This window comes from Enterobacter sp. SENG-6, from assembly GCF_001605945.1.
Taxonomy (GTDB): Bacteria; Pseudomonadota; Gammaproteobacteria; order Enterobacterales; family Enterobacteriaceae; genus Enterobacter; species Enterobacter cloacae.
This window is the reverse complement of the sequence record NZ_LOMM01000003.1, coordinates 115,139-138,252: the sequence shown is the minus strand read 5'-3', so window position 1 is coordinate 138,252 and position 23,114 is coordinate 115,139. Positions and strand designations below refer to the sequence as shown.

Here is a 23,114-nt window from a genome sequence, read left to right as displayed (position 1 = left end):
TTGACTCCTCTGTTCAAAAATTATGAACAAGTGCAGAGGAGCCATTTTTGCTTATTTCGCAAGGGTTACCGTGGCAGGAGAAGCCTGTTCGAAGGCCCGTTCGAGGATTTCGAGGTTGGTCAGAACGTCAGATTCCTTGACGTAATTCGCCACGCCGCGGGTCAGGGTTGCATGCAACGCGTCGTAGACGCGACCATAGTCGCCGGTTTCAGGCGTCAGCTCTTCTCTGACCGTCACACCTTCTGCGTTCACATACTCCAGTACGCCAACCGAATCATCCGCCGCAAAGCCCGGTTCACCCGGCATGATATTGGCCTTCAGGCTGGTCTCCTGCTGATCGATACCGTACTTGATAAACGAACCTTTCGTGCCGTGAACGATAAATTTCGGGTAGTCGATTTTCACCAGATGGCTGGTTTTAACGATGGCTTTCAGGTCGCCGTAGAACAGCTGCGCTTCAAAAGTATCGTCCGGGTTGGCTTTATTACGCAGGCTGCGAATGTCATACGCCACGTGGTCCGGGCGGCCAAACAGGGAGATGATTTGGTCCATGGTATGGACGCCAAGACCGTAGAAGGAACCGTCCTGCGGCAGGCCGGGCTTGGTCTCCGCCACCGGGCGGTAATAGTCAAAATGGCTTTCCATTTCGACGATGTCGCCAAGCTTGCCGCTCTCAATCGCCTTTTTCGCCGTCAGGAAGCAGCTGTCGAAGCGACGGTTCTGATACGGCGTGACGGTCAGCCCTTTGCTTTTCGCCAGTGCGAAGAGTGTTTTCGCTTCAGCGATGGTCGGGGTGAAGGGTTTTTCTACCAGCACGTTTTTACCCGCCTCGAGCGCGCGTTTCGCATAGTCGAAATGGCTGTCGGCATGGGTACAGACGATGACCAGTTTAACCTGCGGGTCGCCCAGGACTTCATTGAGATCGCTGGTGAAATGAATATGGGAATACTGCGGAGACTGCTCTTCCGGCTTCGCGCTGCGGCGGTAGATATGCGCCACATGCCAGCTGTCTTTACGGTTGAGAACATACGGAAGATGATAGCGGGTCGTACTTTTACCAAATCCAATAAATGCGCAATGTAAGGTCATAGCTCAGTCCTTTTGGAAGGTTACTGGGTTTTACCATAGCGCATGTTTTGCCCTCACCCCAGCCCTCTCCCACGGGGAGAGGGCGAAAAAGGACAAAAAAAAGCCAGCTAAAAGCTGGCTAAAGTAATACTGGAAGCAATGTGAGCAATGTCGTGCTTTCAGGTTCCCGTAGTGGTCTTCCTGAATGCAGAGCAATAATAATCATTCTCATTCGCACTTGTCCAATACTTTTTGCAAAAAATAGCGGTTGACTCCAATTTCAAAGTCACTGATGTTGGAAAGGATGTTTAACTGACTGAGGAATAAGGAATGAGTGAGATAGTGATACGCCATGCGGAACCGGGAGATGCCGAAGCCTTACGCCAGAACTACATGCATCCAGGGGTGTATCACGACACGCTACAGCTACCTCATCCTTCCCTTGAGTACTGGCAAGAACGTCTTATTGTAAAACCCGGGCAAAGACGGCTGGTCGCCTGCATTGATGAGCAAATCGTTGGCGATCTGATGCTTCAGGTGGAAGCCAGCCCTCGACGCAGCCATGTGGCCACGTTCGGTATCAGCGTTGCGGCGCACGCTCAAGGGCGCGGCGTCGGGAGCGCGCTCATGCGCGAGATGATCAACCTGTGCGATAACTGGCTGCGTATCGAACGTATCGAGTTAACGGTTTTTGCCGATAACCCTTCCGCACTGGCGCTGTACCGGAAGTTTGGCTTTGAAATCGAAGGCACCGGCAGAAAATTTGCCCTACGCAACGGCGAGTATGTGGATGCGTATTATATGGCGCGAATGAAGTAGTTAGTTGCCCTCTCCCACCGGGAGAGGGAATTACACAACAGATTAATACCCCGCCGTTAAATCATCCACCGACCGCGGGTCTGACGCGCCAAACAGCGCCCCGTCCGGCCCCACCATAATGCTCTGGGTGCTGCCCATCGCCTCTTTCACCGCTACCTTCTGTCCGCGCTGCTCCAGCAGTTTGAGGGTGTCCGGGCTAAAGCCCTTCTCGACGCGCAGTTCATCCGGCAGCCACTGGTGATGGAAGCGTGGGGCGTTGGTCGCCTCCGCCACGTTCATACCAAAGTCGATACTGTTCACCACCATCTGCAGCACGGTGGTGATAATCCGGCTGCCACCGGGGCTGCCGGTTACCAGCCAGGTTTTGCCGTCTTTCACCACAATGGTTGGTGACATCGACGACAGCGGACGTTTCTTCGGCCCCACCGCGTTGGCATCCCCACCGACCAGCCCGTAGACGTTCGGTACGCCCGGTTTGGCAGAGAAGTCATCCATCTCGTTGTTCAGCAGAATGCCGCTGTTGCCCGCCACAATACCGGTTCCAAAGGTGGTATTGAGCGTATAGGTAACCGCCACCGCGTTACCGTCTTTATCCACCACCGAGAAGTGGGTGGTCTGGTTACTTTCATACGGTGCCAGCTTGCCGGGGCGGATCTCGCTCGACGGCTTAGCCTTATTGATGTCGATCTGATCGGCAATGGATTTGGCATACGCTTTGTTGGTCAGCGCCTGCCACGGCACCTTCACAAAGTCCGGATCGCCAAGGTATTCCGAGCGGTCGGCATAGGCGCGTTTTTCCGCCTCGGCCATCACCTGCATGGCATCGGCACTGCCGAAGCCAAACTTGTGCATATCGAAGTTTTCCAGAATATTGAGGATCTGCACGATGTGGATCCCGCCGGAGGACGGTGGCGGCATGGAGAAGACCTCATAGCCACGGTAGGTGCCGCTAATTGGCTCGCGCTCCACCGCCTTATACTCCGCCAGATCCGCTTTGGTGATGAGCCCGCCGTTCTTTTGCATCTCTTCGGCAATCTGGTCGGCAATCGCCCCTTTGTAGAAGGCGTCCGGGCCATGCTCCGCAATCAGCTCCAGGCTTTTGGCAAGGTTCTTCTGCACCAGCTTATCGCCCTTCTTCAGCGGCTCTCCGTCTTTCCAGAAGATCGCCTTGCTGTTTACATGGTTCGGAATGACTTCGCTGCCGTAGGTTTTAAGGTCATCGGCCAGGGCGTCATTCACTACAAAGCCGTCGCGTGCCAGCTTAATGGCAGGCTGGACCACTTTGTTCAGCGGCATCGTGCCGTATTTTTCCAGCGCCAGCGAGAAGCCTGCGACGGTGCCCGGCGTACCGGACGCAAGGTGCGAGGTCAGCGATTTTTTACTGTCCGGGTTGCCCTGATCGTCAAGGAACATATCGCGGGAGGCCTGAGCTGGCGCCATTTCGCGGAAGTCGATAGCCGTCGTCTTCCCGTCTTTGGTGCGCAGCATCATAAAGCCGCCGCCGCCCAGATTCCCCGCCTGCGGGTGTGTTACCGCCAGCGCATAGCCGACCGCCACCGCGGCATCCACCGCATTACCGCCCTGTTTGAGAATATCGACGCCCACTTTCGTTGCCAGCGCATCCACCGAGGCCACCATCCCGTGCGTGGCCCGCACGGGATGAAACACATCTTCCTCCACGCCATAAGAGACCGGAGGAGCCGCAGGCGGGTTAGCCGCCACGCTAAATGTACCGCCTGCCATCAGCGCAGCGATGGCGACCCAGCGCAAAAGGGTTGGTTTCATCATTATTGTTCTCCAGGTGAAGGGAGCCATATTCCCCGCTTAAGCCTGGTTCACAACTCCTAAAAAATCATCGTCATGGTGAATTCGGGGTAAACTTAAGAGAAACCTCAAAGAAGGAGAAGATCATGAAACGCTTCCTGATCCTTACGGCGTTGCTCCCGTTTGCCGCACTTGCACAGCCACTCAATACGATGAATAACCCTAACCAGCCGGGCTATGTCATTCCGAGCCAGCAGCGTATGCAGACGGAGATGATGAGTCAGCAGCAACAGCAAAAAGGAATGCTGAACCAGCAGTTGAACACGCAGACCCGAATGCAGCAGCAGAGCCTGCAAAATCAGATGAACACTAACACCCAGCGCGTGCAGCAGGGACAAATGCGCGAGCAACCGCTGCCGAATAAAAACGGCGGGATGCTGGGAGGGATGAGTTCGTCAGGCAGCGGACAGCAGCATATGCTGCCGTCGCAGTCGAATGGCAGTATGCTTAATCCGCAGAACTAAAGTCCGGGCCGATCAGGTCAATCGCATCGGTACAGATGCTGTCCACACCCCAGCGCAGCAGCTCAGCCGCACGCTGGGGTTTGTTGACGGTATACACCAGAATATGCAGCCCTGCCGCTTTCAGCATTTTCACCCGCGCCGCATCCAGCAGCTTATGATTGAGATGGATCGACACGCACGCTAAGCGGGTGGTCAGCTCACGCCAGTCCTCGCGCCACTCGTCCAGCAGCAGCCCGCGCGGCAGCTCCGGTACCGCAGCCTGTGCCGCTTCAAGGGCATCAATTTCAAATGACGACAGCAGCGGTGGCGTCATGCCTTCCCACAGCTCGCGCGCGGCCAGCGCAATCACGTTGCCCGTGAGCGGCCCGGTACCGGTCGTCGGTTTGATTTCGATGTTGGCCATCATCCCGTGTTGACGACAACGGTCGGCCACTTCCGCCAGCAGCGGCAACGGTTCGCCTTTGTACTCGCCGCTGAACCAGCTTCCGGCATCCACCTTCAGCAGATCGCGCCACGGCAGTTCCCCCGCCACGCCCCAGCCGTTGCTGGTGCGTTCGAGATTGTCATCATGCAGCAGGAAAATTTCGCCGTCTTTCGACAGCTTGGCGTCGAACTCAATCATCGTGTGGCCGTAGCGTGCGCCAACATCAATTGCCGCCAGGGTATTTTCCGGCGCCAGTTTACCGCCGCCACGGTGGGCGACGATGTGGGGATAAGGCCAGTTGCTCATACTCGTTGTCCTGTTTCACCGTCAAATAAGTGCAGGTGATTTTCCGGCAGGTGCAGCCACAGCGTGCTGCCTGCTTTCGGGCGTTCCTGATGCGGCAGACGCACCACCATTTTTTGCTCGCCCCAGCGTCCATGCGCCAGGTTATCTGCACCCAACATCTCCAGCGTGTCCATCACCAGCGGCACGCCGCCGTCCGCCTGAGAGGTTAAACCAATATGCTCCGGGCGAATACCGAGCGTCATCTTACGCCCGGCGTAGCCACGATAGTACCAGTTGATGGGCAATGCCATCCCGCTTTCCAGCTCAAAGTGGGTGCCCGCGCTGCTGATCCGCCCTTCCAGCAGGTTCATTGCCGGGCTGCCGATAAAGCTCGCCACAAAACGGCTGGCCGGTTTTTCGTACACCTCCACCGGCGTGCCAATCTGCTCGGCAACGCCTTTGTTCATCACCATCACCCGCTGGGCAAGGGTCATGGCTTCGACCTGATCGTGCGTCACGTACAGGGAGGTGGTTTTAAGACGGCGATGCAGTTGCTGCAGCTCCAGACGCATCTGCACGCGCAGCTTGGCGTCAAGGTTAGAGAGCGGTTCATCGAACAGGAACACCGCCGGATCGCGCACGATGGCACGCCCCATCGCCACGCGCTGGCGCTGGCCGCCGGAGAGCTCGCGCGGACGGCGCTTAAGCAGGCCATCCAGCTCCAGTATGCGCGCCGCCTCTTTCACCCGCTCCTCGATATGCCCCTTGCCCATGCCGCGGATTTTCAGCCCCCAGGCCATATTCTCTTCCACGCTCATGTGCGGATAGAGGGCGTAGTTCTGGAACACCATCGCGATGCCGCGATCTTTAGGCTCCATCTCGGTCACGCGCTGGCGGTCAATCCAGATATCGCCGGAGGAGACGCGCTCAAGCCCGGCCACCATGCGCAGCAGCGTGGATTTGCCGCAACCGGACGGGCCGACCATCACGATGAACTCCCCGTCCGCCACGTCGAGGGTAAGCGGCTGAATCACCTGGGTTTTGCCATCCCAGCTTTTGGTCACTGCCTGAAGTTTTAAACCTGCCATCTTATTTCTCACTGTCCACTAAACCACGCACAAACGCACGCTGCATGGCTAAAACGATAACGACCGGGGGGATAAGGGTGAGCAGCATCGCCGCCATCACCTGGTTCCAGAGGGTGGTGCCTTCGCCGGTGGCGATCATGCCCTTGATGCCCGCCACGGCGGTGCCGAGGTTGACGTCCTGAATAATCAGCAGCGGCCACAGGTACTGGTTCCAGCCGTAGATAAAGGTGATCACAAACAGCGCCGCGAGGTTGGTTTTCGACAGCGGCAGCACGATGTCGCGGAAAAAGCGCATCGGTGAGGCGCCGTCAATGCGCGCGGCTTCAATCAGCTCGTCCGGCAGCGTCATAAAGAACTGGCGGAACAGGAAGGTGGCAGTCGCAGACGCCATCAGCGGCAGGGTTAAGCCCGCGTAGCTGTCGAGCATCTTCAGGTTGGCGATCACTTCCACCGTCGGGAAGATACGCACCTCCACCGGCAGCATCAGGGTGATAAAAATCATCCAGAAGAAGAGGTTACGCAGCGGAAAGCGGAACCAGACGATGGCGAAGGCCGAAAGCATCGACACCGTGATTTTGCCCACCGTAATGCCGAACGCCATGATGAAGCTGTTGAGCATCATCAGCCAGAACGGCGCACTGTTGGCCCCCACGCCCTGGGTCCAGATGGTTTTCATGTTCTCAAAAAGATGCGTGCCTGGGATCAGCGTCATCGGCGTGTCGAACACCGCTTTGGTGTCCAGCGTGGCGGCGACAAACGCCACGTACAGCGGAAAGAGGATGACGATAATCCCCAGAATCAGCATGGTATGGCTGAAAATCGTCAGCCCGCGACGGTTCTCAATCATTGGTAGCGCACCTTACTTTCGACATAGCGGAACTGCACCACCGTGAGGATGATGACAAGGAACATCAGCACGACGGACTGCGCGGCGGAGGCCGAGAGATCCAGCCCGGCAAACCCTTCGCGGTAGATTTTATAAATCAGCGTCGTCGTGGCCTGCACCGGGCCACCGGCGGTGGCCGCATCGATGACCGGGAAGGTGTCGAAAAAGGCATACACCAGGTTCACCACCAGCAGGAAGAAACTCACCGGGGCAATCAGCGGCAGCGACAGCCTGAAGAAGCGGCGGATCGGGCCTGCGCCGTCAATGGCGGCGGCTTCCACCAGCGAACGCGGAATGGACTGTAGCGCGGCAAAGAAGAACAGGAAGTTGTAGCTGATCTGCTTCCACACCGAGGCGAACACCACCAGGAACATCGCCTGGCCGCTGTTCTGGGCGTGGTTCCAGTCGTATCCGAATTCCGCCAGAAAATGGGTAATTAACCCGCGCCCGGGGTTAAACAGGAAGATCCACAGCACGGCGGCGACCGCTGGTGCCACGGCGTAGGGCAGCAGCATCAGGGTCTGATACAGACGGCTGCCACGCACCACGTAATCCACCAGCGCGGCGAAGAACAGCGAGGCAACAAGGCCGCTCACGGTGACCAGCGCGCTGAATTTGATCGTCGTCCAGAAAGAATCCAGGTAGTAGCTGTCGTGGAACAGCGCGGTGAAATTGTCCAGGCCAACAAACTGGCTGGAGAGTCCAAAAGGATCAACGCTTTGCACCGAGTACCAGAGCGCTTCGCCCGCAGGCCAGATAAAGAAGATAACGGTGATGACCAGCTGAGGCGCGACCAGCAGATACGGCAGCCAGCGGGAACGAAACACCGGACGGGATGATGACATTGAGATTTGGTTCCTGAACAGTGCCGGGTGGCGGCTACGCCTTACCCGGCCTACATATGGCACGTCGTAGGCCCGGTAAGCGCAGCGCCACCGGGCATTTTTTTACGATTTGGTGGACTGCTCAAAGCGGCGCAGCAGCTGATTCCCGCGCTCTACCGCTGAATCCAGCGCCTGCTGTGGCGTTTTCTTGCCGGTCCAGACGCTTTCCAGCTCTTCGTCGACAATGGTGCGGATCTGCGGCATGTTGCCCAGACGCAGCCCTTTGGTGAACGGCAACGGCGGCTTGTTCAGCATCTGACGCGTCGCGATATCCGCACCCGGATTCTTGCTGTAGAAGCCCTGCTCGCGGGTCAGGTCATAGGCAGCTTTGGTGATCGGCAGGTAGCCGGTTTTCTGGTGCCATTCGGCCGCGTTTTCAGGTTTCGCCAGGAAGTCGAGGAACTCGGCCACTCCTTTGTAGGTGCCGGCGTCTTTACCCTGCATCACCCACAGGCTTGCTCCGCCGATGATGGCGTTCTGCGGCGCGCCTTTCACGTCTGCGTCGTACGGCATCATGCCCACGCCATAGTTGAATTTGGCATAGTGACGGATATCCGCCAGCGAGCCGGACGAGGCGGTGGTAATGGCGCAGTCACCGTTGTAGAACTTCTCGGTGGATTCGTCTTTACGTCCGAAGTAGCTGAAATCACCCTTCTTGTTCAACTCTTCCAGCAGCGCGATGTGCTTCACCTGCTCTGGCTTGTTGAACTCCAGTACCGCGTCGGTGCCATCGAAACCGTTGTTTTTGGTGGCCACCGGCAGGCCGTGCCAGGCACTGAAGTTTTCAATCTGGATCCAGCCCTGCCAGCCGCTGGCGTAGCCGCACTTCATCCCCGCCGCTTTCAGCTTCGCGGTGTACTCCGCCAGATCCTGCCAGGTTTTTGGCGGCTGCTCCGGGTCTAAACCGGCTTTCTTAAAGGCGTCTTTGTTGTAGTACAGCACCGGCGTCGAGCTGTTAAACGGCTGAGACAGCAGATGGCCGGTTTTAGAATCGGTGTAGTAACCCGCTACGGTCGGCACAAACTGGGATTCGTCGAAGTTGATCCCCGCCTCTTTGAACACTTCGTAGACCGGTTTGATGGCTTTGGAGGCCATCATGGTCGCGGTGCCTACTTCGTACACCTGCAAAATGGCAGGCGCATTACCGGTACGGAAGGCGGCAATGCCCGCGCTCAGGCTCTGCTCGTAGTTACCTTTGTACACCGGCACAATTTTGTAATCCGGATGGGAGTCGTTGAAACGCTGCGCCAGGGAGTCAACCTCTTTACCCAACTCCCCTTCCATGGAATGCCAGAACGGAATGGTCGTCACAGCCATTGCGTTCGTCGCAAAAGCCAGACCCAGTGCCAGACCCAAAGCTGTGTGTCGTAACGATGTCATTATCATCTCTCTTATTGTGCCGGATGCGCGATATCACGCGTTTTATGCTCGCGAGGTAACATGACATGCTCGAATGACAGAAAAATAACTGTTTGTTTACAGATAAGTGACAACAAAAGGTCAGCGGGATGATGGTTGTGTGAAGGGGTTTATGTGAAAAAGCCGGGTGGCGGCTTCGCCTTACCCGGCCTACTCGATCCCGTAGGCCCGGTAAGCGTAAGCGCCACCGGGCAATACAGACGGCTCAGCCACCTAAATACGCACTCCGCACCGCTTCATTGGCCAGCAGCGCATCGCCGGTATCTTCAAGCACCACGTGGCCGTTCTCCAGGACGTAACCGCGATCGGCGAGCTTCAGCGCCTGATTGGCGTTCTGCTCGACGAGGAAGATGGTCATCCCCTCTTTACGCAGCTGTTCAATGGTGTCGAAGATCTGCTGAATGATAATTGGCGCAAGACCCAGCGACGGTTCATCCAGCAGCAGCAGGCGCGGCTGGCTCATCAGGGCGCGGCCGATCGCCAGCATCTGCTGCTCACCGCCGGACATGGTCCCCGCACGCTGAATACGACGCTCCCACAGGCGCGGGAAGAGTTCATACACCCACTTGATACGGGACTGATACTGGTCGCGATCAGCGAAGAAGCCGCCCATCGCCAGGTTCTCTTCCACCGTCATGCGCGAGAAGACGCGACGCCCTTCAGGGACTATCGCCACCGCTTCACGCATGATTCTGGCGGTCTGCCAGTCGGTGATGTCTTTGCCATCAAACACAATCCGCCCGCTGGTGGCGCGCGGGTCGCCGCACAGGGTACCAAGCAGCGTGGTTTTGCCCGCGCCGTTAGCCCCAATCAGGGTGACGATTTCGCCCTGATTGATATGCAGGCTGACGTCGTGCAGCGCCTGGATCTTGCCGTAGTGGGCACTTACCTTGTCAAACGTTAACATCGCTTTTTCCATCTTATGCCTCACCCAGGTATGCGCGGATCACGTCCGGGTTGTTGCGGATTTCATCCGGCGTGCCGTTTGCCAGCGGCGTTCCCTGGTTCACCACGTAGATACGGTCAGAGATCCCCATTACCAGCTTCATATCGTGCTCAATCAGCAGGATAGTGGTGTCGTGATGATCGCGAAGCTCAGCAATCAGCTCGTCCAGCTCTTTGGTCTCTTTCGGGTTGAGGCCCGCAGCGGGTTCATCGAGCATCAGGATTTCCGGCTGCGTTACCATGCAGCGCACAATCTCAAGGCGACGCTGGTCACCGTACGCAAGGTTACTTGCCTGGCGGTTGGCATGCGGCAGCAGACCGATACGGTCAAGCCATGTTGCCGCACGATCCAGCGCTTCGCTCTGCGCACGGCGGAAGGCTGGCGTCTTCAGCAGGCCGGAGAACAGACCGGTTTTCAGCTGCAGATGCTGTGCCACCAGCAGGTTCTCAATCACCGTCATCTCGCGGAACAGACGCACGTGCTGGAAAGTACGCACCACGCCCATGCGGGCAATCTGCTGGCCCGGCAGTCCTTCCAGGTGCTGGTCGCGCAGCATGATGGTGCCGCCCGTCGGCTTGTAGAAACCAGTCAGGCAGTTAAAGACCGTGGTTTTTCCCGCACCGTTCGGGCCAATCAGAGAGACGATCTCTTTCTTGTGCAGATCCAGATTCACATTGTTGACCGCCAGCAGGCCGCCAAAACGCATCATAAGACCGTTAACGGATAATAATGGCTGACTCATGCCTGCTCTCCTTTTGCTTGCCCGTTCTTCAGCTTCAGCTGTGGACGGGTCATCGGCAGCAAACCCTGCGGACGCCAGATCATCATCAGCACCATCAAACCACCCAGCATCAGCATGCTGTATTCGTTAAAGTCACGCATCAGCTCGCGTGAGACCACCAGCAGAATGGCGGCGAGGATAACGGCAAACTGCGAACCCATCCCGCCGAGCACCACAATCGCCAGCACAAAGGCGGATTCGGCAAAGGTGAACGATTCCGGGCTGACAAAGCCCTGACGCGCGGCAAACAGCGTGCCGGCAAAACCGGCAAACGCGGCGCTGATGGTGAACGCAGTCAGCTTTATGCGGGTCGGGTTGAGGCCCAGGGAGCGGCAGGCGATTTCATCTTCACGCAGCGCTTCCCACGCGCGGCCCAGCGGCATACGCAGCAGGCGGTTAATCACGAACAGCGTGATGACCACCAGCAGCAGCGCCACCAGATAGAGCCAAATCACGCGATCGGACGGATCGTATTTCACGCCGAAGAAGTTGCTGAAGGTATCCCAGCCGCCTTCACGGGCGGTACGGCTGAACTCCAGACCAAAGAAGGTTGGTTTCGGGATCTGGCTAATCCCGTTCGGGCCGCCGGTCACCTCGGTATTGTTGAGCAGCAGGATACGGACGATTTCGCCGAAGCCTAAGGTCACAATCGCCAGGTAGTCACCGCGCAGGCGCAGCACCGGGAAGCCAAGCAGGAAACCTGCCGCGGCAGAGACCAGCCCCGCCAGCGGCAGGCACGTCCAGAAGCCGAGACCGTAATAGTGGTTCAGTAGCGCAAAGGTATACGCGCCAATGGCGTAGAAACCGCCGTAGCCCAGTACCAGCAGGCCAGAGAGCCCCACCACCACGTTCAGGCCCAGACCCAGAATAACGTAGATCATGGTCAGGGTGGCGATATCTACCGTGCCGCGCGAGACCACGAACGGCCACGCCACCGCAGCCACCAGCAGCGCCACGAGGAACAGCTTCTGCTTAACGGTGGAGCCGTCGATAGCTGGCAGGACAAACTTCGGTCCCGAGACGCCTTTCAGCGTTTTCTGGAACAGCGGACGCAGCAGCTGGAACAGGAACACCACGGCGGTGCCGATAAAGACCCACTGCCAGCGAATGTCAGCGGCGGTGTCTACCACAAGCTTTGTGCCGTTCAGCTCTAACTGAACGCCCATAAAGACGCCCGCCAGCACGAAGAACATGGCGGCAGAGAGCAGCGCCATTGCAAAATGCATCGGTTTCATACTTTCTCTACCTCCGGACGACCCAGAATACCGGTAGGCATCACCAGCAGAACCAGAATCAGCAGGGCAAACGACACCACATCTTTATACTCGGTACTCAGATACGCTGAGGAGAGCGCTTCTGCCACGCCCAGAATCAGGCCGCCAATCATCGCGCCAGGAATACTGCCGATACCGCCCAGTACCGCCGCGGTAAAGGCTTTCATCCCGGCCATAAAGCCGATGTACGGATTAATTACGCCGTAGAACTGGCCGAGCAGGACACCCGCCACCGCCGCCATCGCCGCGCCGATCACAAAAGTGAGCGCAATCACGCGGTCGGTGTTAATACCGAGCAGGCTCGCCATCTTCAGGTCTTCCGCGCAGGCACGGCAGGCGCGTCCCATGCGGGAGTAGCGGATGAAGAGCGTCAGGGCGAGCATCGCAATAAAGGTCACCACCCAGATCACCAGTTGCATGGTGGTGATAGAGGCAGAGAAGTTTTCGCTGGCGCCGACAATCCACTGGCCGTTGAACAGACTTGGCAGCGCCACATCGCGCGAGCCTTCGGTCAGGCTGACGTAGTTTTGCAGGAAGATAGACATCCCAATCGCAGAGATCAGGGCAATCAGGCGCTTGGAGCTGCGTACCGGCCGGTAGGCCACCCGCTCGATGCTCCAGCCGTAGGCGCTGGCAATCACAATCGCGCCGACAAACCCGGCGGCGACCAGCAGCCAGCTGCTGTCGATACCCATCATCATCAGGGCGGCGATAATCATAAAGGAGACGTAGCTACCGATCATGTACACCTCGCCGTGGGCGAAGTTGATCATGCCGATAATGCCGTACACCATCGTATAGCCGATGGCAATCAGCGCGTAGGTGCTTCCCAGCGTGACGCCGTTAAACATCTGCTGCAGGAAATAGAGAAACTGCTCGGACATATGCAAACCTTTTTATACCCGCCCGGCGGTCCGGGCGGCGGGATAATTATTTGGCGGCCGAAGACGAACCGTCGGCGTGCCACTTAAAGACACCAAATTCAAATCCCTTCAGATCGCCTTTCTCATCCCAGTTCAGCGGCCCAATCACGGTGTTCGCCCCGTGTGCTTTTAAATCTTTCACCAGATCCAGCGGTTCTTTGCTGCCAGTACGGTCCAGCGCGGTGGCCAGTGACTGCACGGCGGCGTAGGTGATCCAGACGTATGGACCACTTGGATCTTTCTTCTGCGCCTTGAGCGCATCCACGATAGCCTTGTTCGCCGGATCCTGGTCATAGCGTTTTGGCATCGTCACCAGCATGCCTTCAGCGGCATCCCCGGCGATGTTAGACAGGGAGGCGTTACCCACGCCTTCTGGCCCCATGAACTGGGTTTTCAGACCGACCGAGCGCGCCTGGCGCAGCATCTGGCCCATTTCCGGGTAATAACCACCGTAGTAAACGAAGTCGATATTCTCTTTTTGCAGACGGGCGATCAGCGCAGAGAAATCTTTCTCACCCGCAGTAATCCCGTCGAAGAAGACGATGTTTGCGCCGCCTTTTTTCAGCCCGTCCTGAACGGAACGCGCCAGGCCTTCGCCGTACTGCTGTTTGTCATGAATAATGGCAATGCGCTGCGGTTTAACCGTCTCGAGAATGTATTTCGCCGCGGTTGGCCCCTGGGAGGAGTCCAGACCGGCGGTACGCATAATGTGCTGGTAGCCGCGCTGGGTCAGCTCCGGGTTGGTGGCACCAGGGGTAATCATCAGAATACCTTCGTCTTCGTAGATATCAGACGCAGGCTGAGTGGACGATGAGCACAGATGGCCGATCACATACTGGATGCCATCGTTCACGATTTTGTTCGCCACCGCGACGGCCTGTTTTGGATCGCAGGCGTCGTCGTATTCCACGCCCACCAGCTTGTCGCCTTTGATGCCACCTTTGGCGTTGATGTCTTTAATTGCCTGACGTGCGCCGTTGAACTCCATGTCACCCCACTGGGCAACAGGCCCGGACATGGCACCGACCACCGCAACTTTAATCTCTTCCGCCATGGCTGCATGCGAGAGAGACAATGCAACCATGCCCGCGATTAACGTCTTCGCGTTCCTTTTCATCTCTGAATCCCCATTCGTGATGTCGTGTATATATTTTGTTTTATTATGGTTAAAAAGCATTCTGTACTTTTAATGCACAACGCTATTTTTACCAGTGCCTTTAATGGTTTAGCGCAGGTTTTTATCAAAAACCAGACTAAAATCTCTATTTTTCAGGCGATTAAGCAAAGATAATATTCTGAAATCAGGCAGAGATAAACAAATAAAAGTGCAGTTTGCAGCATAAAATAACGGTACAAAGCGCCGAATAAATCACTGCCATTCAGGTTAAAATTCTGCTTATTTTTCGATCCATGTGTTTTCAAACTGCACTTCGTCCTGGCAAAAAACTAATCACCTGGTAACGGGGAATAAAAAGAGGAAGCCGCTGAGCGAATAAATTGAGTACACTGCCTCTACTCAATTTGATTTGGACAAGCAGCTAATGAAACTGACTATCGTTCGTCTGGTGACCTTTAGCGACCAGGATCATATCGACCTGGGCAAGATCTGGCCGGAATATTCCCCTTCGTCGCTGAGCGTTGACGAAACCCACCGTATTTATGCCGCGCGCTTCAACGAGCGTCTGCTGGCTGCTGTGCGCGTGACGCTGAGCGGCACGGAAGGGGCGCTGGACTCTCTGCGCGTGCGCGACGTCACCCGTCGTCGCGGCGTAGGACAGTACCTGATTGAAGAAGTGATCCGTGAAAACCCGAGCATTACCTCCTGGTGGATGGCCGACGTAGGCGTGGAGGACCGTAGCGTGATGGCGGCGTTTATGCAGGCGTTAGGGTTTACGGCGCAGAAAAATGGGTGGGAGAAGCGCTAGATTTGTGCGGCCTGATGCCCTCACCCCAGCCCTCTCCCACGGGGAGAGGGGGCAAACATTAAAAAAGGCAACTTACGTTGCCTTTTTGCTTTTATTTGGCGTCAGTAGCAGTACCGTTGGCATGCCAGTCAAACACGCCGAACTCAAAGCCCTTCAGATCGCCCTTCTCATCCCAGGAGAGCGGCCCCATCACGGTATCAACAGAGTTCGCTTTCAGCCAGGTGGCAATCTCAGCCGGATCGGCTGACTGGTTCAGACCCGCCTGCAGAGACTGCAGTGCTGCGTAGGTGGTCCAGACGAACGCGCCGCTTGGATCCTGTTTCTTCGCCTTAATGGCATCTACAATCGGTTTGTTCGCAGGGACCTGGTCGTAGTTCTTCGGCTTGGTCACCAGCAGGCCTTCCGCAGACTCACCGGCAATGTTAGACAGGGAAACGTTCGCCACCCCTTCCGGCCCCATGAACTGGGTTTTCAGACCCGCTGCACGAGCCTGACGCAGGATCTGCCCCATTTCCGGGTGGTAGCCACCGTAGTAAACGAAGTCGATATTCTCTTTCTTCAGACGCGCCACCAGGGTAGAGAAGTCTTTCTCACCGGCGGTGATACCATCAAAGAACACGACGTCAGCATTCGCTTTCTTCAGGTTGTCCTGCACGGAGCGCGCCAGACCTTCACCGTACTGCTGTTTGTCATGAACGATCGCGATACGCTTCGGCTTCACTTTTTCGACAATGTATTTGGCGGCCGTTGGGCCCTGATCGGAGTCCAGACCGGTGGTGCGCAGGATCAGCTTATAGCCGCGCGACGTCAGCTCCGGTGCCGTTGCCGCCGGGGTGATCATCAGGATGCCTTCGTCTTCGTAGATATCAGACGCAGGCTGGGTGGAAGAGGAGCACAGGTGACCGATAACGTATTTGATGCCGTCGTTCACCACTTTGTTCGCCACGGCAACCGCTTGTTTCGGGTCACAGGCATCATCATATTTTACGATCTGCAGTTTTTCGCCTTTGATACCGCCCTTCGCATTAATGTCGGCAACCGCCTGCTCTGCGCCCGTAAATTCCTGGTCGCCATACTGTGCTACCGGACCGGACATCGCGCCCACCACGGCCACTTTAATATCGGCCTGCGCCATGGTGCTGAATGCCAACGCGATACATCCTGCCAGTAACGCTTTACCCTTCATGTTCATCCTGAGATTCCCCATTATTATGGTTATTACGATTGTTGTGATGTTGTTGTGTAGCGCTTTATTTCAGTTATAGGTATGCCAGTCGCGCTTTTTCAGCATACTCTGCTAAAACATACCCCATTTTTATGATTTTGGAATAGCAAATTTGAAATGAATATATGATAAGCCCGGCAGGAATTTCACCGGGCTTCTGGCTTTAACGAGTCAGCGACGCAGAAATAATGTCCAGCGCTTTACGGAACTGCACTTCAGGGATTGTGAGCGGATAGAGGAAACGGATGACGTTACCGTACACGCCGCAACTCAGAAGCAGAAGGCCTTCCTGCAGGGCTCGCTCCTGAACCTGACGGGTGAATTCCGGTGACGGCAGCCCGGATTGCGGATCGTTAAACTCCACCGCCACCATTGAGCCTTGCGCGCGGATATCCGCGATATACGGACAATGTTCCTTCGCTTTGTTCAGTACTTCCACCAGATGATGACCCAGGTGCGCTGAGCGCGTGCAAAGATCGTCTTCATCAATCACGTCCAGCACGGCATGTGCGGCGGCGATCGCCAGTGGGTTACCGGCATAGGTACCGCCCAGTCCGCCAGGCGCAGGCGCGTCCATCACCTCGGCGCGGCCCGACACCGCCGAGAGCGGCATGCCACCCGCCAGGCTTTTCGCCATGGTGATCAGATCCGGCTTCACGCAGTGGTGTTCCATCGAGAACAGTTTTCCGGTACGCGCAAAACCGCTTTGCACCTCATCGGCGATCAGCAAAATACCGTAGGTATCGCACAGGGCGCGCAAGGCCTGCATAAAATCCGCCGGTGCGATATTGAAACCGCCCTCACCCTGAACCGGTTCAAGAATAATGGCCGCGACCTGGTCCGGGGCAATGTCCGCTTTGAAGATACGCTCCAGGCTTTTTAATGCCTCCGCCGTACTGACACCGTGCAGTTCATTGGGGTATTGGGCGTGATATACCGAGCCAGGAAACGGCCCGAAACCCAGCTTGTAAGGGGCAACTTTCCCCGTCAGCGCCATGGTCATCGAGGTGCGTCCATGAAAAGCACCGCCAAAGGCGATCAGGCCAGGGCGTCTGGTGTATGCGCGGGCAATTTTTACCGCGTTTTCGACGGCTTCTGCCCCCGTTGAGAAGAAGGCGGTTTTGGCCGGGCCGTCAATCGGCACACGCGCGTTGATTCGCTCGGCAAGCGACACATAGCCTTCGTACGGCACAATCTGGTACGCCGTGTGGGTGAAGGCATGAAGTTGTTTTTCAATGGCGGAAATGATTTTTGGATGGCGATGCCCGGTGTTCAGCACCGCTATTCCGGCGGCAAAGTCGATATACTCGTTGCCCTCGACGTCCCACACCGTGGCGTTTTCAGCTTTATCGGCATAGAAGTTACACATCACGCCGATGCCGCGCGGCGTCGCCTGTAAACGCCGGTCGTTCAGTTCGTTATTTTTCACCCTGTCCCCCTGAGAAAGTCGCCTGCTTAGCGCATCAGTAAGTGTTTGCCAGGGGGGAGAAATTCGCCAGAGTGGGCGCTAAAAAAACAAAACCCCCGGATTCGCATCCAGGGGCTCTCGTCATACTTCGCGGGAATTACGCTTCAATCGCGGCGCGAAGTTTTTTCATGGCGTTCTTTTCAAGCTGACGCACACGTTCAGCGGACACGCCGTAGCGGTCGGCCAGCTCCTGCAGCGTGGACTTGTTGTCTTCGTCCAGCCAGCGGGCACGGATAATATCCTGGCTACGCTCGTCAAGGCCTTCCATCGCATAGCTCAGCTTGTTCGCGGCCTGATCTTCCCAGTTGTCCTCTTCAATGCCGTCAGCAAAGTTAGAGGTCTTATCCTGCAGATACAGTACCGGCGCCATTGGCTGGCTGTCGGACGCATCGTCATCGGAAGACATGTCAAAAGTCATGTCCTGCGCGGCCATACGGGATTCCATCTCACGCACATCTTTGCTGGAAACACCCAGCTCGCGCGCCACCATTTCTACTTCATCCTGATTGAACCAGCCCAGACGCTGCTTGGTTTTACGCAGGTTGAAGAAGAGTTTGCGTTGCGCTTTTGTCGTGGCGACTTTCACGATACGCCAGTTGCGCAGCACGTATTCGTGAATCTCTGCTTTGATCCAGTGCACAGCGAAGGAGACCAGTCGTACACCCACTTCCGGGTTAAAGCGACGTACAGCCTTCATCAGGCCGATGTTACCTTCCTGAATCAAGTCCGCCTGCGGCAGGCCATAGCCCGCATAATTACGAGCAATGTGAACAACAAAGCGCAGGTGAGACAGGATCAGCTTTTTCGCTGCTTCCAGATCGCCCTGGTAATGCAGCTTTTCAGCAAGCTCCTTTTCTTCCTCGGCCGTTAACATCGGCCAGGTGTTCGCAGCCCGGATATACGATTCCAGGTTACCAACAGGGGCTAAAGCTAAAGTTTGCATTTCTTTGGTCATTCATTCCTCTCAATGTTTCTTCTGGTCCAGGTTGTCCCCATCAGGCAACAACCATGCCAAAGCGTTTGAGCAACGAGATTAGCATTCACTCTTTTATCAGACAGTGATTTTATCCACAAGTTCCAGGTGCAACGGTGAATAAATTACGCACAAAATGTGACATGGAGATGATAACAGGGGAAGAGACAACAGGGACGCTTTCCCTGCAGAGCGAACATCTCGGTGCAGGGAAAGATTATATCACGCTTTTCTTAGTCGGGAGTAAAGTGGCGTAAATGTTGAACCGTCGCCAGCCACGCTGCCACCCAGCCAATCATGGAGCAGACCAGCAGCAGAAGAAGGCACTCATCGAACCCTAAGCCACTGATATCGAACTTAGTTCCGAAGACCTGCGCCACCTCGGTCACGGCGGAGGAGAGCCGCATCACCAAAATTTCTGACAATATCAGTGAAAGAAATGCGCCGGAAAAACCGAGCAATGCGCCGCCGTAAAGGAACGGACGCAGGATGAAGCCATCCGTCGCACCAATCAGCTTTTGCACGTTGATGGTATCGCGGCGGGCGAAAATGCTCAGGCGCACGCTGTTACCGATGACGAGGAAGACCGCCGCCACCATCAGCACGCCAATCATCGCCGACACGCGCCCCACCAGCCCGGTCAGTGCGGCAAGACGCGCAAACCAGCTGTCGTCCATACGCACTTCATCAATGCCTTTAATGGTAGAGATGCGGTCGCGCAGCGTATTAAGTGAATCCGTTCCCTGGAAGTCGAGCTTCGGGATCACCACCGCCACGGCCGGCAGCGGGTTCTCTTCGAGCATATCCAGCGCGCCGCCAAAGCCTGACCAGTTACGGAACTCACCCAGCGCTTCTTCGCGGGAAAGGTAGTTCACCTTCTCCACGCCCTTCTCGGCCTGGATTTGCCCCACCACCTGCGCCGCGGCGTTATCGTCGAGCGCTTTATCCAGATAGACCGTGATCTGCGGAGACGGATAATACTGCGACGCCGCCTGATTCACGTTCTTATAGACCATATAGCAGACGCTTGGCAGCGTCAGCGAAATGGCGATAACCATCACCGTCAGGAACGTCGCCAGCGGTTTACTTTTCAGATCCTGCAACGCGCCGTGGAAGGCGTAACGTACCTGTTCATTGAACACGTTGGTTTTGCGGGAGTTTGGCTTCGGCGCGGCTTTCGCCCGCTTCGGCGCATTACGGTTACCGTCACCGCCACCCTGCGGCTTACGGAAACGGTCAAACCGGTTCCCGAACTGCCGAATCTGGTTCATTGCATCACGCTTGTTCACCGTGGCCTCCATGCAAATGCCCGTCGCTCAGGGTCAGCATGCGGTACGAACGGCGGGAAATGAGCCCGATGTCGTGCGTCGCCATCAATACCGTCACCCCAACGCGGTTGAATTCCTCAAACAGACGCAAAATCCCTTCAGAAAGGGCGTCGTCCAGGTTACCGGTCGGTTCATCCGCCAGCAATACCGCAGGCTTGTTCACCACCGCACGGGCAATGCCCACACGCTGCTGTTCACCGCCAGAGAGCTGGATCGGGAAGTTCTTCGCTTTGTCCAGCAGCCCGACCTTATCCAGCGCCGCAGAGACGCGACGGCGGATATCATCATAGCTGGCACCGGCAATAATCAGCGGGATCGCCACGTTATCGAAAACGGTGCGATCCATCAGCAGGTGGTGATCCTGGAAAATCATCCCGATCTGGCGACGCAGGAACGGCACTTCGCGGTTCTTAAGACGGCTAATTTCATGGCCGCTGAACCAGATTTTCCCGGCGCTTGGCCGTTCAATCCCACAGATAAGCTTGAGCAGGGTACTTTTCCCCGCGCCGGAATGGCCGGTCAGGAATGCCATCTCGCCTGGCTGCAGGTGGAAGGTCACCCCCTGCAGCGCTTGTCTCCCACCGAGATAGGCCTTGCTGACGTGTTCAAAGCGAATCATTGTTAGTCCTCTCGGGCAAATAATGCCTCAATAAAGTCGTCCGCCTTAAACGGACGCAAATCCTCAATACGCTCGCCCACACCGATGTAACGAATAGGAATGCCGAACTGATCGGCCACGGAGAAGATCACCCCGCCTTTCGCGGTGCCGTCCAGTTTGGTCAGCGTGATCCCGGTCAGTCCTACCGCTTCATGGAACAGCTTCGCCTGGCTGACGGCGTTCTGTCCGGTGCTGGCATCGATGGTCAGCATAATTTCATGCGGTGCGTCTTCGTCCAGCTTCTTCATGACGCGGACGATTTTCTTCAACTCTTCCATCAGGTGCGATTTGTTCTGCAAACGCCCTGCGGTATCGGCAATCAGGACATCCACATTTCGCGACTTCGCCGCCTGGATGGCGTCAAAGATCACGGACGCGGAATCCGCACCGGTGTGCTGCGCAATCACCGGAATGTTGTTGCGCTGGCCCCACACCTGCAGCTGTTCAACCGCCGCCGCGCGGAAGGTATCACCCGCCGCCAGCATCACCGTTTTACCCTGCTGCTCGAACTGACGCGCCAGTTTGCCGATGGTGGTGGTTTTCCCGACACCGTTAACGCCAACCATCAGAATAACAAATGGCGTTTTGCCTTCAATATTAAGCGGTTCGTCAACTTTTGCGAGAATTTCACCCATCTCGTCTTTCAGCAGGCCGTACAGCGCTTCGGCGTCGCGCAGCTGTTTGCGGCTCGCCCCTTCGGTCAGGTTGGCGATGATCTTACGGGTGGTTTCCACCCCAACGTCCGCAATCAGCAACTGCTCTTCCAGCTCTTCAAACAGATCGTCGTCGATCTTTTTGCCGCGGAACAGACTGATAAATCCGGAACCTAAATTTTCTTTGGTTTTTAACAGGCTGCGTTTCAGGCGGGCAAAGAAACCTTCTTTGGTCGGTTTTTCCTGCTCCTGGACGATCTCCTCTTCGGCCTGCTCTTCCACCGGCACGACGATAACCGCTTCTTCAGCCGCCTGAGCGGCCAGCGCCTGGGCTTCCAGCTCTTCGTCGGTCAGCACCGGCTCATGTGCCGCTTCTTCTTCCACCGCGTCGACAATTTCCACGGTTTCCGCTTCGGCCTGCCACTCTTCAGGGGAAACGTCCTCCGCTTTTACCTCTTCCGGCAGCGGCAACTCTTCATGTTCGGTAACGGCATGCGGCGCTTCATTAACCGCTTCAACAACAGGTTCTGGCTTTTCGCTCTCCTGAACCTGTTCGGTGACCTCAACCACCTCTTCAGCAAAGGCTTCAGTCTCTTCTTTGCTGTGCGCATGCTCTTCCGCTTCGACAACCGCGGCGGTTTCTACAGGCGTTTCAGGCTGAGACTGCTCTTCAACGGCTTGTTGTTCTTCGGTTTTCTGTTCTGTTTCTTGCTCTTTTTCACCGAAACCCAGCCAGGAAAAGAAGCCACGTTTTTTTTGTTTTGCCATCTGCGACTACACTCCTCGCGGCGCTATATACATGGAAGCTAAAAAAATGATGAAATAGTCTAACACTTTACTTAATTGACATCACCGCCCGCAATCGCAGGCCAATTGTTAACAGAGCTTTCCTGAGATGAAGAAACCCAACCGCGCCCCAGCCGGTCAAATTCGTATTATCGGTGGCCAGTGGCGAGGCCGGAAACTCCCGGTGCCGGACAGCCCCGGTTTACGCCCAACCACCGACCGCGTGCGTGAAACGCTGTTTAACTGGCTGGCCCCGTCAATGGTAGACGCCCACTGCCTCGACTGCTTTGCGGGCAGCGGCGCATTAGGGCTGGAAGCCCTCTCGCGCTACGCCGCCAGCGCCACGCTGCTGGAGATGGAGCGCGGCGTCGCGCAGACGCTGCAGCAAAATCTGGCGACGCTGAAAGCCACCAACGCCAAAGTGGTGAACACCAATACGCTCAGTTTCCTCGCGCAGCCAGGCACGCCGCACAACGTGGTGTTTGTCGATCCGCCGTTCCGTAAAGGGCTGCTGGAAGAGACGTTATCCCTGCTGGAAAGCAACGGTTGGCTGGCGGATGACGCGCTGATTTACGTTGAAAGCGAAGTAGAAAACGGGCTACCGCCAGTGCCGGTTCACTGGGATTTACACCGCGAAAAAGTGGCGGGTCAGGTCGCTTATCGTCTGTATCATCGTCAGGCACAAGGAGAATCCAATGCCAGTACTGATTAATCTGGGACGTTTGCTGATGCTGTGCGTCTGGGCGTTTTTACTGCTCAATCTGGTGCATCCGTTCCCGCGCCCGATGAATATCTTTGTGAACGTGGCGTTTATCTTTACCACCTTCATGCATGCCCTGCAGATGGTGATGCTGAAAAACGGCCTGCCAAAAGACGGCCCGCAGATGACCGGCTGGCAGCAGCTGCGCGTGTTTATTTTCGGCGTGTTTGAACTGCTGGTGTGGATGAAGAAGTTTAAGGCGCAGGTGAAGAAGTAAGGTGCGGTCTGATGCCCTCACCCTAACCCTCTCCCA

23 protein-coding genes are annotated in these 23,114 nt (G+C 56.5%); 5 read left to right on the top strand and 18 right to left on the bottom strand.

Features of this window, described 5'->3' with window-relative positions; translation table 11 throughout:
* Positions 1 to 51 precede the first annotated feature (51 nt).
* On the bottom strand, positions 52 to 1,089 hold the full coding sequence (locus tag AX755_RS02260) for an oxidoreductase (RefSeq protein ID WP_023621444.1): 1,038 nt from the start codon (positions 1,087 to 1,089) through the stop codon (positions 52 to 54).
* 309 nt (positions 1,090 to 1,398) lie between these two features.
* Here AX755_RS02260 and yhhY point away from each other — a divergent pair, with 309 nt between their 5' ends.
* Positions 1,399 to 1,887, top strand: a complete 489-nt coding sequence (gene yhhY / locus AX755_RS02255; protein ID WP_038985047.1) for an N-acetyltransferase — start codon at positions 1,399 to 1,401, stop codon at positions 1,885 to 1,887.
* Positions 1,888 to 1,929: 42 nt separating this feature from the next.
* Here yhhY and ggt read toward each other — a convergent pair whose 3' ends face one another.
* A complete protein-coding gene (ggt, locus tag AX755_RS02250; RefSeq protein ID WP_073971391.1) occupies positions 1,930 to 3,675 on the bottom strand; it encodes a gamma-glutamyltransferase in 1,746 nt (581 codons plus the stop codon).
* Positions 3,676 to 3,797: 122 nt separating this feature from the next.
* Between ggt and AX755_RS02245 the strand changes: the two genes are divergently transcribed.
* Positions 3,798 to 4,175, top strand: coding sequence for a DUF2756 family protein (locus tag AX755_RS02245; protein WP_013099122.1), 378 nt, complete (start codon positions 3,798 to 3,800; stop codon positions 4,173 to 4,175).
* Here AX755_RS02245 and ugpQ read toward each other — a convergent pair.
* The 10 genes from ugpQ to livK all read right to left on the bottom strand — a co-directional run bounded on the left by ugpQ (position 4,159) and on the right by livK (position 14,202).
* Positions 4,159 to 4,905 (bottom strand): glycerophosphodiester phosphodiesterase, encoded by a 747-nt coding sequence (gene ugpQ / locus AX755_RS02240; RefSeq protein WP_062856212.1) that lies wholly within the window; start codon positions 4,903 to 4,905, stop codon positions 4,159 to 4,161. The two genes, AX755_RS02245 and ugpQ, sit on opposite strands and share 17 nt — an antisense overlap.
* On the bottom strand, positions 4,902 to 5,972 hold the full coding sequence (locus AX755_RS02235) for a sn-glycerol-3-phosphate import ATP-binding protein UgpC (RefSeq protein WP_020687753.1): 1,071 nt from the start codon (positions 5,970 to 5,972) through the stop codon (positions 4,902 to 4,904). Before AX755_RS02235 ends, ugpQ begins: the two co-directional genes overlap by 4 nt.
* 1 nt (position 5,973) lies before the next feature.
* Positions 5,974 to 6,819 (bottom strand): sn-glycerol-3-phosphate ABC transporter permease UgpE, encoded by an 846-nt coding sequence (ugpE, locus tag AX755_RS02230; RefSeq protein WP_013099125.1) that lies wholly within the window; start codon positions 6,817 to 6,819, stop codon positions 5,974 to 5,976.
* Positions 6,816 to 7,703, bottom strand: a complete 888-nt coding sequence (ugpA, locus tag AX755_RS02225) for a sn-glycerol-3-phosphate ABC transporter permease UgpA (protein WP_013099126.1) — start codon at positions 7,701 to 7,703, stop codon at positions 6,816 to 6,818. The genes ugpE and ugpA overlap by 4 nt, the downstream gene beginning before the upstream one ends.
* 102 nt (positions 7,704 to 7,805) lie before the next feature.
* Positions 7,806 to 9,122, bottom strand: coding sequence for a sn-glycerol-3-phosphate ABC transporter substrate-binding protein UgpB (ugpB, locus tag AX755_RS02220; protein ID WP_029883603.1), 1,317 nt, complete (start codon positions 9,120 to 9,122; stop codon positions 7,806 to 7,808).
* Positions 9,123 to 9,366: 244 nt separating this feature from the next.
* Positions 9,367 to 10,080 carry a high-affinity branched-chain amino acid ABC transporter ATP-binding protein LivF gene (livF, locus tag AX755_RS02215; protein WP_013099128.1) on the bottom strand — a complete coding sequence of 238 codons (714 nt, stop codon included), beginning with the start codon at positions 10,078 to 10,080 and terminating at the stop codon, positions 9,367 to 9,369.
* A 1-nt stretch (position 10,081) separates the two neighbouring features.
* Positions 10,082 to 10,849, bottom strand: coding sequence for a high-affinity branched-chain amino acid ABC transporter ATP-binding protein LivG (gene livG / locus AX755_RS02210; protein WP_062856211.1), 768 nt, complete (start codon positions 10,847 to 10,849; stop codon positions 10,082 to 10,084).
* A complete protein-coding gene (gene livM, locus AX755_RS02205) occupies positions 10,846 to 12,123 on the bottom strand; it encodes a branched chain amino acid ABC transporter permease LivM (protein WP_013099130.1) in 1,278 nt (425 codons plus the stop codon). Before livM ends, livG begins: the two co-directional genes overlap by 4 nt.
* Positions 12,120 to 13,046, bottom strand: a complete 927-nt coding sequence (livH, locus tag AX755_RS02200; protein WP_013099131.1) for a high-affinity branched-chain amino acid ABC transporter permease LivH — start codon at positions 13,044 to 13,046, stop codon at positions 12,120 to 12,122. The genes livM and livH overlap by 4 nt, the downstream gene beginning before the upstream one ends.
* A gap of 46 nt (positions 13,047 to 13,092) precedes the next feature.
* Entirely contained in the window at positions 13,093 to 14,202 is a 1,110-nt protein-coding gene (gene livK / locus AX755_RS02195) for a high-affinity branched-chain amino acid ABC transporter substrate-binding protein LivK (protein ID WP_028028112.1), read from the bottom strand.
* Positions 14,203 to 14,626: 424 nt separating this feature from the next.
* On the opposite strand from livK, the gene panM reads away from it, so the two are divergent.
* On the top strand, positions 14,627 to 15,010 hold the full coding sequence (gene panM / locus AX755_RS02180) for an aspartate 1-decarboxylase autocleavage activator PanM (RefSeq protein ID WP_023621800.1): 384 nt from the start codon (positions 14,627 to 14,629) through the stop codon (positions 15,008 to 15,010).
* Positions 15,011 to 15,101: 91 nt separating this feature from the next.
* Here the strand turns inward: panM and livJ are convergent, their stop codons facing one another.
* From livJ to ftsY, 6 genes are all read right to left on the bottom strand, one after another.
* Entirely contained in the window at positions 15,102 to 16,202 is a 1,101-nt protein-coding gene (gene livJ / locus AX755_RS02175) for a branched chain amino acid ABC transporter substrate-binding protein LivJ (RefSeq protein ID WP_014833593.1), read from the bottom strand.
* 196 nt (positions 16,203 to 16,398) lie between these two features.
* Positions 16,399 to 17,664 carry a 4-aminobutyrate--2-oxoglutarate transaminase gene (locus AX755_RS02170; RefSeq protein ID WP_062856210.1) on the bottom strand — a complete coding sequence of 422 codons (1,266 nt, stop codon included), beginning with the start codon at positions 17,662 to 17,664 and terminating at the stop codon, positions 16,399 to 16,401.
* Positions 17,665 to 17,800: 136 nt separating this feature from the next.
* On the bottom strand, positions 17,801 to 18,658 hold the full coding sequence (gene rpoH / locus AX755_RS02165) for an RNA polymerase sigma factor RpoH (RefSeq protein WP_008500093.1): 858 nt from the start codon (positions 18,656 to 18,658) through the stop codon (positions 17,801 to 17,803).
* A gap of 251 nt (positions 18,659 to 18,909) precedes the next feature.
* The gene (ftsX, locus tag AX755_RS02155; protein WP_013099139.1) at positions 18,910 to 19,965 is read right to left on the bottom strand and encodes a permease-like cell division protein FtsX; all 1,056 of its coding nucleotides are present in this window, start codon (positions 19,963 to 19,965) and stop codon (positions 18,910 to 18,912) included.
* On the bottom strand, positions 19,952 to 20,623 hold the full coding sequence (ftsE, locus tag AX755_RS02150) for a cell division ATP-binding protein FtsE (protein ID WP_013099140.1): 672 nt from the start codon (positions 20,621 to 20,623) through the stop codon (positions 19,952 to 19,954). The genes ftsX and ftsE overlap by 14 nt, the downstream gene beginning before the upstream one ends.
* 2 nt (positions 20,624 to 20,625) lie before the next feature.
* Positions 20,626 to 22,083: a signal recognition particle-docking protein FtsY gene (gene ftsY, locus AX755_RS02145; RefSeq protein ID WP_062856209.1), complete on the bottom strand. Its 1,458-nt coding sequence runs from the start codon at positions 22,081 to 22,083 to the stop codon at positions 20,626 to 20,628.
* A 127-nt stretch (positions 22,084 to 22,210) separates the two neighbouring features.
* On the opposite strand from ftsY, the gene rsmD reads away from it, so the two are divergent.
* Positions 22,211 to 22,813: a 16S rRNA (guanine(966)-N(2))-methyltransferase gene (rsmD, locus tag AX755_RS02140; protein ID WP_029883606.1), complete on the top strand. Its 603-nt coding sequence runs from the start codon at positions 22,211 to 22,213 to the stop codon at positions 22,811 to 22,813.
* Positions 22,797 to 23,078, top strand: coding sequence for a DUF1145 family protein (locus AX755_RS02135; protein WP_013099143.1), 282 nt, complete (start codon positions 22,797 to 22,799; stop codon positions 23,076 to 23,078). The genes rsmD and AX755_RS02135 overlap by 17 nt, the downstream gene beginning before the upstream one ends.
* The last annotated feature ends 36 nt before the right edge of the window (positions 23,079 to 23,114 follow it).